This window comes from Devosia sp. Root413D1 (assembly GCF_001425235.1).
In the GTDB taxonomy this organism is placed as follows: Bacteria; Pseudomonadota; Alphaproteobacteria; order Rhizobiales; family Devosiaceae; genus Devosia_A.
Window position 1 is genome coordinate 181455 of record NZ_LMEA01000011.1, and the last position, 16034, is coordinate 197488.

The window sequence follows — 16034 nt, forward strand, 5'->3', positions numbered from 1 at the left end:
CTCGTCCCGGTGAACCATTTGTTTGCAGCAGCCCTCTTGTGGGTAGCGCTAACCGCACAAAGTCCCGCTCAGAGCATTCCGCAGTTCACCGTTGACGTACGCAACGGCAAACTCGTGCTTCCGACGCATGGTTGGGGAGAACCGGATCACCCCGACGTCTATTGGTTCGATCTCGACGAGACCACGCAGCTTTCGGAAGGTGTAGAGTATCTCGCCGACATCGAACTGACCTCTCCCGATGGGACCAAGCACCAGTTCGGGGCGGCGAAGGTGTTTCGAGAGAGCGTGGAGCCGCCACCGATGGGTCTTACCCCGTCTGTTCGGCTCATCCTCTGGCTAGATGACAAGATCGAGCCGGAGCTTGTCGAGACGGTCACTATCAGCGCGAGCGAACGGTGCGTGCTGCCCGAGAGCGGAAACTTCTACTATGGCATCTCGCCGTTGGCGGCCTGCTGGTAAGGGCCGCGTCCGGCTGCTTGCATAGGCTGCTGTGGCCCGGTGGTCCATTCCAGTGAAAGCGGGAACCTCCGTTTTCGCGCACCTCCACGATAGCAAACGGAGATCCCCGCTTTCGCAGGGATGACATCCAGCGTGAGAGACGACCCGCCGTTACGCCGCTCCCGGCACCGATTTGTCCGGCACCATCTCAGCGCTGCCATAGAGTTCGCGGTACGACGCGAGGAACGCATCGAGCGAGTCGGCGCTGGCCACTTCGCGCGCCACCTTGCGGAACTCCACCGATTGCGGGGCGATGTCGCGCGTCACGTACTCGAACAGCGGCCATTCGGCCGAGTTCGCCATCTGCTCTGAGAATTTCGAGCGGATGCGCGACAGCCCGAGCTCATCCCCGGCCAGCACGAACCCGACTGCCGCCTTGACCACGCTCATCCGGGCCGGCTGCGACAGCTTGCCATCGATCGGCGCGTTGAGGATTTCGAGCAGCTCCGACGCCATGGCGTAGTTCTTCGACTTCCAGTAGCCGTCGACCCTGAGGATGTCGGCATCCTTGCCGGTGAGTTTTGAGATCAGGTCGAGCGCCAGCTCCTGCCGGCCGGCATCGATCAGCGCCCGCGACTCGAGGATGCGCCGCTGCCGCTCGAGCTGCGGCGGCAGGTCGGCGAGACGGGTGCGATTGAGCACGCGCAGCGCGCCCTCGGGATTGCGGTCGGCAATGCGGATCAGCGCCAGGTCGGCCGCCACCTGCGACTGCGCCACGCCGGTGAGCCGGCTGTCGATCTGGTACTCGAGCAGGTCCGCCGCCTGGGTCAAGAGGTCCACCTTCACCAGCCGGCGCGCCAGGTTGCGGATCATCTCGTCGCCGCGCGTTCCGGGCGGGGTGAGCTGGCGGAAATCGTAGTAGAGCGCCAGCGCATCGAGGTCGCTCAGGTTGTCGGCCGCGCCGTTGAGGTAGAGATCCTCAAAGGTCTGCTGCGCCTCGCCCAGCAGCGTGTCGGTGGATTCGCTCTCGGGGAAGCTGGCGGCAGCCTGCTTCACCGCATCGAACCCGTCGCGATAGTCGTGATTGGCGAAATAGAGCTCAGCCAAGAGCTTCTGCATATCGGCCTCGAGCGCCGTGCCGCGCCACATCAGCGACTCGGCCGAGAGCGTTTCGGTGGCCTTGGCGAGATCGACCTTGCCCGCTTTGCGCAGCAGGACCAGCGTGCGGTACACCGCCTCGGCCCGGGTCGGGCGGAAGTCATAGGCGATCACCTGGCCATAGGTGTCGACTGCGTCCTGGTCGTGCCCTTCGAGCTCGGCGACCCGCCCCTGCATCAGCTGGAAGAAGCTGGTCTGTTCCGGGTCGAGCTTGGGGAAATCCACCTCACCGAGCAGCCGCAGCGCCATCTGCGCATCATTGGTCTCGACCGCCGCGCGCAAGGCCGCGAACAGGAACTTGGTCTGGATCCAGATCGGATAGGTCGCGACGATCCCCTCGGCGGCGATCGCATCGAGCCGCGCGCCGCGGAAATCGCCGCTATCGGTGCGGGCGATGGTGCGCCACATCAGCGCGTCGCTCTCCTCGGGGAAGGTGCCGGCGTTGAGCGTCATCAGCGCATCGCGCCAGCGCCCGGCCAGCGTATCGGCGATGGCGCGGACCAGTCGGGTCTTCTTGCGCAGGTCCTCGCTCTTCAGCTCCTCGTCGAGAATGCCAAGTACGCCGATCGCTTCATACGAGAGGTCGTTGGCGACATAGAGCTGCGCCAGGTCGAGCCGCGCCACATCGCGCAACTGCCCTTCCGCCGCTGCTGCCCGCGCCATCGTCTCTTCCTTGCGCGTCGTGAACGCTGCGGGGTTGTCCTCGCGCCATACGCCCAGATCGAGATAGCTCTGGCGGAACTCAGGCGAGTTGCCGGCATCGAGTTTTCGCGACGTCTCGAGCGTCGACAGCGTCAGGCCGTTCGCCGCGGAAATGACGGCGACCTTGTCTTCCACCTCGACATCGAGGCTGTCATTGCGCGGCTTGATGACGAGGCCATGGGCCGAGCGGAGCGCATCGAAATCGACGAACTGCAGGTTGCGCGTCAACCCGCGTGCCGGCGGCATCACCGTCACCACTCTGAGACTGTCGCCGACCACCGGGTCGCGCAGCACATGCACCTTGCCGGGCCGCTCGATATCGGCGGTCATCTCGAACCGGCCGTCCTCGTCGCGTTCGCGGTCGAGCGTCATCGGCTCGGTGGCGCTGAGCAGCGCATCGCCGAGCGACAGCACCCAGGCCCTGCCCTCCGAGCCCAGTGTCGCCAGTCGATCGGATGACAGGTCCATGCGCGCGACTTTGGTTTCGCCGGCTGCCACCATTTCGAAATTGCTGGCGATACTGGCCAGCGCATCGGACGGTGGCGGCGCCACCACCGATTGCGGCGTGTCGAACACCATCCAGACGGTATCGCCACGCCGGAACACCGCCGCCGGGGTATCGGCATCGAACGGAAAGGCGATGCGCACGGTCTTGCCGACCGTGGTCACTGTCGGCGTCACCACACCACGGCTGGTCGGGTAGAGCTCGGCGGTGTCGTCGTGCCCGGTTTCGAGCCCGAGGCGGGCGGCGCGGCGCTGCTCCTGCTCGGCTGTGGCGACCTCGAGGTCGAGCCGGGCCTGCTTGGCCTTTTCCTCGGCCGCCAGCGCGGCCTTCAGCCCCTCCTCCGGCGCGATATCGACATCGACCACGAATTGCCGTGGCGACAGCTCGTAAAAGCGCGGCACCACCCCTTCGGCCACGGTGAGATCAACGGACGAGCCGGCCGGACTGACGGCGTTGCTGGCGCCCTTGAACTCCGGCGGCATGTCGGCCTTCAGCGCATAGAGATCGATCGGCACCGGCCAATCGAAGGCCAGCGTCCCCTTGGTCCCCTTCAGCGCAAACTTCGCCTTGGCGTCGACATTCCAGTCAAACTGGATGCGCAGGAATGTTGGGTTGCGACCGACCCGCACCGTGGCCACCGGCTGCAGGAGCTTGGCCTCTGCTTCCTTGCGCTTCTGTTCGGCGATCTTGGCCAGCTTCTCAGAGCGGTCAGCCAGCGCCTTCACCACCTCGGCGGGAAGTGCCGGCGGCAGGCCGACCCAACTGGTCGGCAGCAGGTCGATATAGAGTTTTTCGCCCGCATCCATGCGGTTGATGTTGAAGGTGGTCCTCAGCCCGATGCGGATGCCGCGCTGGTCCGGATCGACGCGCGCAATGGTGGCGTAGTCCGGCATGGCGAGCGAGATATCGGGCAACAGGATCGAAATCGGCTGCTCGAACTCGATGGCGAGCACGCCGTTCTCGTACTTCACCTTGTATTTGGGGAGATCCATCCGCTCCGGAAAGGCAATGATCAGCCGTCCGAACCCGTTCTCGGGCGTGGCAAAGATCTGCGCTTTCTCTTGTGCCGAAGCGAAACTGGGCCACAGGCTGCAGGCGAAGAGCAACGCCAAAGCAACCAAGCGCCACGGGAACGCGAACGCCCCTCGCCGATATGCGACCCACGATGTCATGCCGGCTTCTGCCCGCCCTACACTCTTCTGGTGCGACGAGCATAGGCAGACGGGCTTAACGGGGGCCTAACCGGAGGCGTGACAAACGCCGCGGAAATGGAGGCTTTGGCAGGCTACTGGCCGACGATCTGCGGCAGGCTGGCGAGGTCCTCGACCGGCGTATCGAGGGACGGTTCCGGTTGCTCGGTGGCCAGCCCCGCAGTCAGCGACTTGGCCTTCATCGGGTCCATCCGGGCCAGCACCGGCGCCATCTTGCGCGGGTTCATCGCCTTCGCCACCCGCATCAGCACGCCCATATCGAGCTGGTTGAAGATGGTGGCGGCTTCCTTGGGTTTCATCGTCTCGTACATGGCGACGATCGAGGCAAACTGCTCGTTCTCGGCCGCCTTCTTCTCGTCGACCAGCGCGTTGATCTTGGCCTCGATGGCCTTCAGCGTCGCGGTGCGTTCGTCGAGCCGCTTCTCCGCCGCCTCGACCAGCGCCATGCGCATCTCGAGTTCCTTCTCGCGCGCATCGAGCGAATCGCGGCGCTCGCCAAGGCGCCCGATCAGCTCGCTCTCGCTGCCACCCTCGCCCTCCATCGGCGCCAAGACGCCCGCGCTGTTCAGCTCCATCGGCAGGGCATCGCCATGCTCGTTGACCGAAGGCGGACAATCGACCAGCGGCGGCGCCGCGGCTGCATCAGCCGAAGCCGCGCCATGCCCGGCCGCTGGCTCAGCAGCCGCATCGGCGGCGCACGCCACTTCGATCGGTGCAGGCGCCTGCTCTTCCGCCGGCGCTGCTTCGGCGGGCGCTTCCGCCGCCGGCTCGGCCCCATGCCCACCGGCCTCAGCCACCCCCTCGGGTTCCAGCGGCAGCACCGGAGCGCCATCACTCAGCGTCGGGCTGGTATCGGCCATCGTGGTATCGGGCGGCAGCGCCATGGTCGGGTCGACCCCGGCCCCACCAGCCGCGGCCGCCCCCGCGTGCTCGCCGCCGCTACCGCCTGCCGCCACCGCGCTGCCCGCGCCGGTCAGCACATAGCCGCCAGTCGTCACCAGCCCGATGCCCTTGAAGAGCAGGAGCGCGGTAGCGGCAGCTATGACGACCGGGAGCAGGCGCGGCGTTTTCATCAGGCGGCGTTACCCCTGATGCGCGGACGCATGGAGAGCTGCTGCAGCGCCGACTGCACCTTGTTGGGCTCATCCAGCCGATCATCGAACGGTTGCGTGCCGCGCGCCGCGCTGGTGATCCGCGCCAGCCGATCCATGATCTGCTGGCCGGCATTAACGTGATTGGCGAGCTCGACGCCGAAACGCTCGGCCTCGCCCAACCGCGTCTCGAGCACCGTCTCGGCTTCCTGCGCCGTGTGCTTGAGCTCCTGGATCGCCGCATTGGCGAGGCCCGTGGCCTGCACCAGGTCGGCCACCATCTGCTTCAGCTCACCACGATCGGCGTGCAGCCGCTTCAGGCGCTGGTTGAGGATCACGCAATAGCCGATTGTCGTGGCGAGCAAAATCGTAACCAGCGTTTCGATCACGATTCCCAACGGCAAACCGAACATCAGCGGCCCTCCTGCTTGTTTTCATCGATGGCTTCGAAGGCCGCCATCGTTACCTTCGGCGCGTTCAGCGGGCGCGACACGCGCACCGACACATGGTTGCCGATATGCCCCATGATCGCTTCGGTGAGATCGACATTGCCGCACCTCAGCCCAATCGGGTCGCTCGGGGTGCGGTCGAACATCACCGTGTCGCCCGGCTGCATCGACAGCACCCGGCTGAGCGGCAGATCCATCTCATGCAGGATCGCGTCGACTTCGACATCGGCGGCAAATATTTCGGTGGCGAGATGGCCTTCCCAGATCGGGTCGCGGCCGAACTTCTCGCCCATATACATCTGCAACAACTGCTCGCGGATCGGCTCGATCGTCGCGTAGGGCAGCAGGATTTCTATCTTGCCGCCGCGATCGTCCATCTCGATCCTGAGTTCGATCAGGATCGCCGCATTGGCCGGGCGCGAGATGGCGGCAAAGCGCGGGTTGGTTTCCAGCCGCTCGACGCGGAAGTTGACCTCGGTCACCGGCTCGAAGGCGCGATGCGTGTCCTCGAGGATCACCTCGATCATCCGCCGCGCCAGCGCCATCTCGATGGTGGTGTAGGGCCGGCCCTCGACCCGGATCTGCCCGCCGACGCGGCGACCGCCGAGCAGCACGTCGATCATCGAGTAAATCAGCGAGGAGTCGACGGTGAGGAGACCGTAGTTCTCCCACTCCTCGGCCTTGATCACCGAGAGGATGGCCGGCAGCGGAATGGAATTGAGGTAGTCGCCGAAGCGCACCGAGGAGATCGAGTCGAGCGCCACTTCGACATTGTCGGAGGTAAAATTGCGCAGCGAGGTCGTCGCCAGCCGGACCAGCCGGTCGAAGACGATTTCGAGCATCGGCAGGCGCTCGTAGGAGACCAGCGCCGAGTTGATCAGCGCCTGCACTCCGGTGAGCTCGGCGCCGCCGCCGGCATTGGGATCGAAGCCGAGCAGGCTGTCGATCTCATCCTGGTTCAGCACCCGGTCGGCGGCCCCGGCCTCAACGCTGTCGGCCTCGAGCATGGCGGCCCACTCGGCGCCCATGTCGTCCTCGGCCGCCTTGGCGGGCGCGGATGCGCCACTGCTGGCCGGATCCAGCCCCCATTCGTCGCTCAGTTTGTCCTGTTCGCCGGGACCAGCCATCACTGCACCAGGATTTCCTTGAACAGGATCGAATCCACCTGCGCCGGGAAGATCGCGATGTTGACGCGCCGGCGCAGCTCTTCCTTGAGGCGGTAGATACCGGCCGAGCCTTCGAGGTCGGTCTTGCGCAGCTCGCGCAGGTAGACCTGGAACGCGTCGACCACCTTGGCCATGCGCGGCTGGATCTCGGTCATCACCTCTTCATTGGCGACTTCCAGCGCCACGGTGAGCTTCATGAACTGCTCGCGTTCGCCATCACCGCGCAGGTTCACCGTCATGGTCGGCAGGTTGAAGATGAAGGTCTCGGGCACCGCCGCGAGATGCGTCTCGTCCGGCTTGGGCCCCGAAAAGAACAGGAAATATACCGCGGCGCCGCCGCCGAGCAGCACCACGACTGCAGCGACCATGGCGATCAGCATGATGGGCAGCTTCTTCTTCGCGGGTGCGGCGCCTTCGCCACCCTCGATATCGGCTTCAGCCGCCATGCCCCAAACCCCTGCCCCACCGGACGATTCCAGTCAGGATCGAGCTAATCGCCCGAGGGTTAACGATTGGTTACGAACTGCATCAACCCGGCACAAATTGCCGGGCAGTTTTTGCCACGCGCCCTGCCGGATGGCACGTCCTGCCGGGCCACACCCTGATCTAACTGATTGATTTTGCTTGATATCGCGACTTGGCATGGTTGCTGCAGTGTTAATGGCGAGCCTGACGGCCTGGGGAGGTCGGACGGTTCGGGGACGTAACGGGGACTTCGGCGCCATGGAAAATGCGCAGCTCATCGGATTGTCGCGGCAGATCGCCTTGCAGCGGCAGATGGATGTGGTGGCGAATAACATCGCCAACATCAACACGACCGGATTCAAATCCGAACAGCTGCTGTTCGAGGAGTACCTGATGCCGGTTGCCCGGGATCGCGACTTCCCGACGCTCGATCAGTCCCTCAGCTACACCGACGACTGGACCACCATCCACGATATGTCCGGCGGCGCGCTGGTAGAGACCGGCAACCCGCTGGATGTGGCCCTGCGGGGCGACGGCTTCCTCGCCGTCGAGACCACCGCCGGCGAGCGCTACACCCGATCCGGCTCACTCGCCATCGATACCACCGGCACGCTGGTCGATCTCAACGGCAACCCGGTGCTCGGCATTGGCGGCCCGATCCAGTTCACCGCCGGCGAGACCGACATCATGATCGGCGAGGACGGTTCGGTCTCATCGAGTGCCGGCCAGAAGGGGCGCCTGCGCATCGTCGAGTTCGCCGACCCGCAGTCGACCACCCGCGAAGGCAGCAACCTGTGGGCCGGTACCGACCCGATCGAAGCGACAGCGACCCAGGTGCTGCAGGGCTCGATCGAGAAATCCAACGTCAACGGCGTCGGTGAGATGACCGAGATGATCCGCGTGCAGCGCGCCTACGAGAGCGCCGCCTCGCTGATCTCCAAGCAGGACGACCAGCGCCGCACGGCGATCCAGAAACTCGGCAACCTCAACGGCTGATCGGAGCAGATAAGATGAAAGCCCTCTACATCGCTTCGACCGGCATGGCCGCCCAGGAACGCAACGTCGAAGTCATTTCCAACAACATCGCGAACATGCGCACCACCGGCTACAAGCGGGCGCGTGCCGAGTTCCAGGATCTGCTCTACCAGGTCCAGCGCCAGGCCGGCAGCACCACCTCCGAGGCGGGCACCATGGCGCCGGTCGGCATCGAGGTCGGCTCCGGCGTACGCACCGCGGCGACGCCGCGCGTCATGAGCCAGGGCAGCGTCGCCCCGACCGAGAAGGAACTCGACGTCGCCATTCGCGGCGAAGGCTTCTTCGTCGTGCAGATGCCCGACGGCCGTACCGGCTACACCCGCGACGGCTCATTCGAGCGCAGCCCCGAGGGGCAACTGGTCAATGTCGACGGCTACGAGATCCAGCCCGGCATCACCATTCCCGGCAATGCCAACTCGGTGTCGATCAGCCCCGATGGTACGGTCGAGGTGTTCCTCGACAACGACACCACCCCGACCACGGTCGGGCAGCTGCAACTGGCGCGCTTCGTCAACAAGGCGGGCCTCTCCTCAGCCGGTAACAACCTGTTCGTCGAGACCGCCTCGAGCGGCCCGGCGCAGATCGGCACGCCGAACCAGGACGGCATGGGCGACCTGCTGCAGGAATATCTCGAAGCCAGTAACGTCAACTCCGTCACCGAAATTGCCGACCTGATTGCCGCTCAGCGCGCCTACGAGATGAACGCCCGCGTCATCTCCGGTGCCGACGAGATGATGCAGTCGGCCAGCCAGCTGCGCTGATCGGGAGAAGCTAGATGCAGAAGTTCATCCTCCCTGCCCTGTTCCTGGCCTTCACCGGCTCCACCGCATTCGCGGTGCCGGTGCTCAAGGCGGAAGTCTCGGTCAACCACCCTGTCATCACTGTCGGCGACATGTTCGAGGATGCCGGCCTCCTCGCCGAGCGCGCCCTGTTCCGCGCCCCCGAGCCCGGCACTACCGGCATCGTCGGCCTCGACGCCGTGCGCGCCGCCGCCGCCAAAGCCGGGCTTACCGACTACACCCAGGATGGCCTGCTCAGCGTCCGCGTCGAACGCCGTGCGACGGTGGTCGACACGACCGTCCTCTCCGGCCTCATCTCCGCTGACCTCGCCGTCCGCGGCTTGCTCCCGGCTGGTGCCGAGCTCCATACCCGCTTCGATTACCCGGCGCTCAGCTACAATGCCGAAGCGGTCGAGACCCCGGTCACGCTGCTGGCGCTGCGCTACCAGCCGGGTGCGGCAAGCTTTTCTGCCCGCTTCCAGGTCGCCGGCATGGAACTGCCGGTCGATGTCGCCGGCAGCATCGACCTCTTGGTCGAAGCGCCGCACCTCGCCGCCTCGCTGAAGGCCGGCGCCGTGCTGACCCCCGCCGATATCGAGATGAAACGCGTCTCGCTGGCCTTCGCCGACCAGTCCGGCGTCGAGAACTTCGACGATCTCGTCGGCAAGCAATTGCGCCACAACTCGCGCGCCGGGGTCATGCTGAAGGCCACCGACGTGACCGAGCCGCTGGCCGTGCGCCGCAATACCGAGGTCACCGTGCTGCTGCGCACCGGCCCAATGACGCTGACCGTGGTCGGCCAGTCGCTCGGCGATGCCGTCACCGGCCAGCCGGTGCAGGTGATGAACAGCGTAACGCGCAAAATCCTCAACGGCGTCGCGACCGCCGGCGGCGCGGTGGAAATCACCACCGCCGCCACCAAGCTTCAGGTCGCCGGGCTGTGATGGGCGAAAGGACAATGAAAATGCACCCGATGAAACTCTTCGCCGCCCTCGCGCTCACCGCCCTCCTCGCCGGGTGCTCGACCATGGACCAGTTGGCCTCTGTCGGCCAGCAGCCGCGCCTGACGGCCATTTCCGACCCGACCGCCCAGGCCGGCTATCGCCCGGTGCAGATGCCGATGCCGGAACCGGTGGTGGCCTCGTATCAGCCCAACTCGCTGTTCTCCAACGAGGCCCGCGGCTTCTTCAAGGATCAGCGCGCCCACAAGATCGGCGACATCCTGACGGTGATGGTCACCATCGACGACAGCGCCAAGATCTCGAATTCCACGGATCGCGAGCGCACCTCGTCGTCGGAAGGCAGCGTCGGCGGCGTGCTCGGTTCGATCTTCGGCGGCAAGGTGCCGCTGGCCGACGTGCAGGCCTCGGGCAAGATCACCACCTCGGGCGACATGGCCGATGGCGGCTCGGGCTCGGTGAACCGCAAGGAAAGCCTCGCCACCCAGGTCGCCGCCGTCGTGGTGCAGGTGCTGCCCAACGGCAACCTGGTGATCGAGGGCCGACAGGAAGTGCGCGTCAACTTCGAAGTGCGCGAACTGATCGTCGCCGGCATCGTCCGCCCCGAGGACATTCACGCCGACAACACCATCCCTTCGTCCAAGATCGCCGAAGCCCGCATCTCCTACGGCGGCCGCGGCCAGATCACCCAGGTCCAGCAACCCCGCTACGGCCAGCAGATCGCCGACGCGATCCTCCCCTTCTGATCCCCCAGGGGAGGCGCCTGGCGCCCCCTCCTGATCAGCTTCCCCATAGCTGACGGCACAATCCCCCATTGGTGCCGTCAGCCTCGGCCGGTTCCAGAACAGAACCCGCCCCAGAGGGCGCAGTCTCCCCGGCTGCGCCCTTTCCCCATTCGTTAGCCAATGGGGAATAGCGAGTAGCGAATGGGGTTTCGCCGTCCTTCCCTATTCGCTACTCACTATTCGCCACTCGCTTGTTGGAGTTCCTGATGCCCTCTCCCAATTCCGCCTTCTCCAAACTCGACGTGCTGAGCCGCAAGCTGGAAGCCATCGAGCATGCGCAGTCGATGCTGGGTGTCGACGAGGCGGTGATGATGCCGGTCGGCGGTGGCGAAAAGCGCGCCGAAACCATGTCGATGCTGGCCGGCATGTACCACGAGATGGCCACCGCGCCTGAAGTCGGCGACTGGCTCGGCGATGCCGAGGCCGAGCCGCTCGACGAGATGCAGGGCCTCGCCATCCGCGAGTTCCGCCGCGTCCATACCAACATGACCTGCCTCTCGGCCGATTTCGTCCGGAAGCAGGTCAACGCCCGCATCCGCGCCGAACAGCTCTGGCGCGAGCTGCGGCCGAGCGGCGACTGGGCCGGCTTCCTGCCGGCCTTCGAAGGTCTCGTCGCCACCGCTCGCGAAGAAGCGCAGCTGCGCGCCGACGTGCTCGGCCTTTCGCGCTATGACGCGCTGATGGAGCAGTATGACCCCGGCAACCGCGTCGCCGAGGTGGCGCCGGTGCTCAACGACCTCAAGACGTTCCTCAGGGATTTCGTCCCGGCGGCCCTCGCGCACCAGGAAGAAAAGCTGGCCAGCCGCCCGCTGAAGCCGCTCAACGCCCCGTTCGCCATCGACAAGCAGAAGGCGCTGGGCCTCGTGATGATGGAGGCTGTCGGCTTCGATTTCGCGCACGGCCGTCTCGACGTCTCACACCACCCGTTCTGTGGTGGCGTGCCCACCGATATCCGGATGACCACCCGCTACACCGAGGGCGAGTTCCTCACCTCGCTGATGGGCATCCTGCATGAGACCGGGCACGGCCTCTACGAGCAGGGCCTACCCAAGGAATGGACGCACTGGCCGGTCGGTCGCGCCCGTGGCATGGCCATGCACGAGAGCCAGAGCCTGTTCGTCGAAAAGCAGATCGCCCGCTCGCCCGAGTTCTGGGAATGGGCCATGCCGCATGTGCGTGAAAAACTTGGCGAAGACGCCATTGCCGGCTGGGACCTCGAAGACGTGCTGGCGCATGTCCATCTCATCGAACGCGGCCTGATTCGCGTCGATGCCGACGAGGCCACCTACCCGCTGCATGTCATCCTCCGCTTCGAGCTGGAGCAGGACCTGATCAGCGGCAAGTTGGCGCCCAAAGATGTGCCGGAGGCCTGGGACGCCAAGATGCGCGAGTATCTGGGGCTCTCGACCATCGACAACATGAAGGATGGCCCGATGCAGGACGTGCATTGGCCGTCGGGCGCCATCGGCTACTTCCCCAGCTACACGCTGGGCGCCATCATCGCGGCGCAGCTCTGGAGCGCCATCGAGCGCGACCAGCCGAACGCCCGCGAGGACATGCGCAATGGCCGCTTCGTCGGCATCAACGACTGGCGGCGGGAGAAGGTCTGGAGCCAGGCGAGCAAGTACTCGACGCCCGAGCTGCTGCAGCGCGCCACCGGCGAGAAGCTGAACTCCAAGCACTTCCAGGAGCACCTGACGCACCGCTACCTGGGCTGATCGGGGGTAAGCCATGGCCAAGGATCGACCATCGGTCCTGCAGCCGCTGCAGCACGGAACGTTCCGCAACATCTGGGTGGCGAACCTCGTCTCGAGCTTCGGCGCCCTGATCCAGGGCGTCGGCGCCGCCTGGATGATGACGGCGCTGACCAACTCGGTCGATCTGGTGGCGCTGGTCCAGGCCTCCACCTCGCTGCCGATCATGCTGTTCTCGCTGCTCGGCGGCGCCATCGCCGACAATTTCCCGCGCCGCCGGGTGATGCTGGTGGCGCAGTTCTTCATGCTGGCGGTCTCGGCGCTCCTGACCCTCAGTGCGCTGCTTGGGCTGATCACCCCCTGGCTGCTGCTGACCTTCACCTTCCTGATCGGCTGCGGCACGGCGCTCAATAACCCGTCCTGGCAGGCCTCGGTCGGCGACCTGGTGCCGCGCTCCAGCGTCGGCTCGGCTGTGGCGCTCAACTCCATCGGCTTCAACCTGTCGCGTAGCCTTGGCCCGGCGGTGGGCGGCATCATCGTCGCCGTCGCCGGCGCTGCTGCAGCCTTCGCCGTCAACCTCGTGAGCTATCTCGGGCTGCTGTTCGTGCTGCTGCGCTGGAAGCCCGCCCCTGCCCCCGCCGGCCTGCCGCGCGAGGCGGTCGGCGCCGCGATGTTCGCCGGTGTCCGCTACATGGCGCTGTCGCCGCAACTGGGCAAGGTGCTGGTGCGGAGCTTCATCTTCGGCCTCACCGCCAGCTCGGTGCTGGCGCTGCTGCCGGTAGTCGCGAGCCAGATTCCCGGCGGCGGGCCGCTGGTCTATGGCCTCTTGCTCGGCGCCTTCGGCCTTGGCGCGGTCGGCGGGGCGCTGATCAGCGCCCGGCTGGCCGAGCAGTTCTCCAGCGAAGCCATCGTCCGGCTGGCCTTTGTCGGCTTCGCCATCTGCGCCGCCACCACCGGGCTCAGCCCCTCGCCCTGGCTGACCGGTGTCGCCCTCATGCTCGGCGGCGCCTGCTGGGTGCTGGCGCTGACCCTGTTCAACGTCACCGTGCAGCTCTCGACCCCGCGCTGGGTGGTCGGCCGCTCGCTGTCACTCTACCAGACCGCCACCTTTGCCGGCCTCGCCGCCGGCAGCTGGCTCTGGGGCGTTGCCGGCGAAGAGTTCGGCGTCAGCAATGCGCTGGTCGCCTCGGCCATCGCCCTTGTCGTCGGCGCCGGAGTCGGGCTGCTGCTGTCGATCCCGCCGCGGGTGATGCTCGACCTCGACCCCGCCAACCGCTGGCAGGAACCGCAGATCGCGCTGCCGATCGAGCCGCGCTCCGGGCCGATCGTCATCAGCATCGAGTACAAGATCCGCCCGCAGGATGTGCGCGAGTTCCTGCGCGTCATGGCCGATCGCAAACGGGTGCGGATGCGCGACGGAGCCCGCGAATGGGTGCTGCGCCGCGACCTCTCGGAGACCGACGTCTGGGTCGAAAGCTACAAGAGCCCGACCTGGACCGAATACGCCCGGCACAACCAGCGTCTCACCCATGCCGACGAGGTGATCGGCGAAAAACTGCGCAACCTGCACCAGGGCCCGGAACGCCCGGTGGTGCGCCGGATGATCGAGCGTCCGCCCAACTGGTTCGCAGCGATTGCCGCCAACCGGACGATCGATCCGCCGTGATGCTCGAGAGCGCCACCGCGTCTCCGGAGAGGGCGCAAGGAAGAGCGACTGACTGCAGCAGACGGCCCCCTCCCGGCCTCCCCCATAATGGGGGAGCTGAAGAGTCGAGGTTCTGTCTTCGATCGTGCCTGGGACTGGATGCGGCACCTCCCCCTTTAGGGGGGAGGCCGGGAGGGGGCCGTCTCTATCAGTCGGGGTAAGCCGGCACCAAGGTTGACATCTCAGCGAACCTCCCTATTTTCCGCCCATCCGCAGCACTAACCGGCAGGTCCCCATGGATATCCGCATGACCGATCAAACCACCCTGATCCGTCACCCGGAGTCCGACTATGCCCGGTTCTATTTCGCTCAAAGCGGTGAGCTACAAGACGCCTGATGGCGTCACCCTCTTCTCAGATCTCGATCTTTCCTTCGGCCCGGTTCGCACCGGCCTGATCGGCCGCAACGGCACTGGCAAGACCACGCTGCTGAAACTGCTCCTCGGCGAACTCGCGCCCTCCAGCGGCGAGATCGTCGTCTCCGGCACGCTCGGCGTGTTGCGGCAGACGGTGCAACGCTCCGATGCGAGCGTCGCCGACGCGCTGGGCTGCGCCGAGCAGCTGGCCCGGCTCGACCGGCTCGAGGCCGGCACCGGCTCGCTCGAGGATGCCGAAGGGGCCGACTGGCTGTTGCCGGCAAAGATCGAGACGGCCCTCGCCGATGTCGGCCTGCCGTCGCTCGCCCTCGATCGACCCACCGCCACGCTGAGCGGTGGCCAGCGCACCCGCCTGTCGCTGGCAGCGCTCTTGATCGAACAGCCGGATATGCTGCTGCTCGACGAGCCCACCAACAACCTCGACCGCGATGGCCGGGCGGCTGTCACGGAACTGCTGAAACGCTGGCGCGGCGCCGCCATCGTGGTCAGCCACGACCGCGCGCTGCTGCGTGAGATGGACGCCATTGTCGAGCTCACCACGATCGGCGCCCGCACCTATGGCGGCAACTGGGATCTCTACCAGGAACGCAAGGCAATCGAGCTGGCGGCCGCCGAACAGGGACTCGCTTCTGCCGAGCGCACCCTCGGCGAGCTCGACCGCAAGACGCAGCTGATGCGCGAGCGCAAAGCCAAGAAGGATGGCGCCGGGGCGCGGAAAGCCGCCAAGGGCGATATCCCGCGCATCATGCTGGGCGGCATGAAGATGAACGCGGAGAACACCAGCGGCGAGCAGATGAAGCTCAGTGAACGGCGCCGCGCCTCAGCCAGCACGGCGCTCGCCGCCGCCAAGGCCGAGATCGAGGTGCTGCAGCCGATGGCGGTGAAGCTCGAGCCGAGCGGCCTCGCCAATGGCACAACGGTGCTGCAGCTCGATCGGCTCACCGGCGGCCCAGTGCCCGAACAGCCGGTGATCCGGACCCTGAGCTTTGCCATCACGGGGCCTGAGCGCGTGGCGATCACCGGCCCCAACGGCTCTGGCAAGACCACCCTGCTCCGGCTGATCACCGGCACCCTTGCCCCAGTGACCGGTGCGGTTCGCATCGCGCGGCGGCATGCGTTGCTCGACCAGGAAGTCAGCCTCCTCGATCCGCTTGAGACCATTCGCGAGAACTACCTGCGGCTCAACCCCGAGGATGGCGAGACCACGGCGCGCTCCGCCCTCGCCCGCTTCATGTTCCGTGCCGACGCCGCGCTGAAACCGGTCGGTCAGCTCAGCGGTGGCGAAATGTTGCGCGCCGGCCTCGCCTGCACCATCGGCAGCGGCCGGCCGCCCGAACTGCTGATCCTCGACGAGCCGACCAACCACCTCGACATCCACGCCATCGAGGCGGTGGAGGCTGGCCTCGCTGCCTATGACGGCGCGCTGCTGGTGGTCAGCCACGACCGCGACTTCCTCGCGGCAATCGGCATCGAGCGCGAAATCGTGTTGCCCTAGCGCGGTTTGAATATATCCGGC

At 66.2% G+C, this 16034-nt stretch carries 13 protein-coding genes; 8 read left to right on the forward strand and 5 right to left on the reverse strand.

The window, feature by feature from the left end:
• Positions 1 to 9 precede the first annotated feature (9 nt).
• Positions 10 to 459: a hypothetical protein gene (locus tag ASC89_RS18230; RefSeq protein WP_055882309.1), complete on the forward strand. Its 450-nt coding sequence runs from the start codon at positions 10 to 12 to the stop codon at positions 457 to 459.
• A gap of 150 nt (positions 460 to 609) precedes the next feature.
• Here ASC89_RS18230 and ASC89_RS18235 read toward each other — a convergent pair whose 3' ends face one another.
• The 5 genes from ASC89_RS18235 to ASC89_RS18255 form a co-directional block, all read right to left on the reverse strand.
• On the reverse strand, positions 610 to 3915 hold the full coding sequence (locus tag ASC89_RS18235) for a lipopolysaccharide assembly protein LapB (RefSeq protein ID WP_055882311.1): 3306 nt from the start codon (positions 3913 to 3915) through the stop codon (positions 610 to 612).
• Positions 3916 to 4088: 173 nt separating this feature from the next.
• Positions 4089 to 5087: a MotE family protein gene (locus ASC89_RS18240; protein WP_055882314.1), complete on the reverse strand. Its 999-nt coding sequence runs from the start codon at positions 5085 to 5087 to the stop codon at positions 4089 to 4091.
• The gene (locus ASC89_RS18245) at positions 5087 to 5518 is read right to left on the reverse strand and encodes a DUF6468 domain-containing protein (protein WP_055882316.1); all 432 of its coding nucleotides are present in this window, start codon (positions 5516 to 5518) and stop codon (positions 5087 to 5089) included. Before ASC89_RS18245 ends, ASC89_RS18240 begins: the two co-directional genes overlap by 1 nt.
• Entirely contained in the window at positions 5518 to 6681 is a 1164-nt protein-coding gene (gene fliM, locus ASC89_RS18250; RefSeq protein WP_055882318.1) for a flagellar motor switch protein FliM, read from the reverse strand. Before fliM ends, ASC89_RS18245 begins: the two co-directional genes overlap by 1 nt.
• Positions 6681 to 7166, reverse strand: coding sequence for a flagellar basal body-associated FliL family protein (locus ASC89_RS18255; protein WP_055882321.1), 486 nt, complete (start codon positions 7164 to 7166; stop codon positions 6681 to 6683). The genes fliM and ASC89_RS18255 overlap by 1 nt, the downstream gene beginning before the upstream one ends.
• A gap of 277 nt (positions 7167 to 7443) precedes the next feature.
• On the opposite strand from ASC89_RS18255, the gene flgF reads away from it, so the two are divergent.
• The 7 genes from flgF (at position 7444) to ASC89_RS18290 (ending at position 16013) form a co-directional block, all read left to right on the forward strand.
• On the forward strand, positions 7444 to 8181 hold the full coding sequence (gene flgF, locus ASC89_RS18260) for a flagellar basal-body rod protein FlgF (RefSeq protein ID WP_055882324.1): 738 nt from the start codon (positions 7444 to 7446) through the stop codon (positions 8179 to 8181).
• 14 nt (positions 8182 to 8195) lie between these two features.
• On the forward strand, positions 8196 to 8981 hold the full coding sequence (gene flgG, locus ASC89_RS18265; RefSeq protein ID WP_055882327.1) for a flagellar basal-body rod protein FlgG: 786 nt from the start codon (positions 8196 to 8198) through the stop codon (positions 8979 to 8981).
• Positions 8982 to 8995: 14 nt separating this feature from the next.
• Positions 8996 to 9943, forward strand: a complete 948-nt coding sequence (gene flgA / locus ASC89_RS18270; protein ID WP_056000392.1) for a flagellar basal body P-ring formation chaperone FlgA — start codon at positions 8996 to 8998, stop codon at positions 9941 to 9943.
• Between the two features lie 14 nt (positions 9944 to 9957).
• Positions 9958 to 10704 carry a flagellar basal body L-ring protein FlgH gene (gene flgH, locus ASC89_RS18275; RefSeq protein WP_407065075.1) on the forward strand — a complete coding sequence of 249 codons (747 nt, stop codon included), beginning with the start codon at positions 9958 to 9960 and terminating at the stop codon, positions 10702 to 10704.
• Between the two features lie 245 nt (positions 10705 to 10949).
• Positions 10950 to 12461 carry a carboxypeptidase M32 gene (locus tag ASC89_RS18280; RefSeq protein WP_056000398.1) on the forward strand — a complete coding sequence of 504 codons (1512 nt, stop codon included), beginning with the start codon at positions 10950 to 10952 and terminating at the stop codon, positions 12459 to 12461.
• A 13-nt stretch (positions 12462 to 12474) separates the two neighbouring features.
• Entirely contained in the window at positions 12475 to 14103 is a 1629-nt protein-coding gene (locus ASC89_RS18285; protein WP_056000401.1) for an MFS transporter, read from the forward strand.
• A gap of 329 nt (positions 14104 to 14432) precedes the next feature.
• Complete coding sequence (locus ASC89_RS18290) at positions 14433 to 16013, forward strand: ABC-F family ATP-binding cassette domain-containing protein (RefSeq protein WP_056000404.1); 1581 nt, start codon at positions 14433 to 14435, stop codon at positions 16011 to 16013.
• Positions 16014 to 16034: the final 21 nt, after the last annotated feature.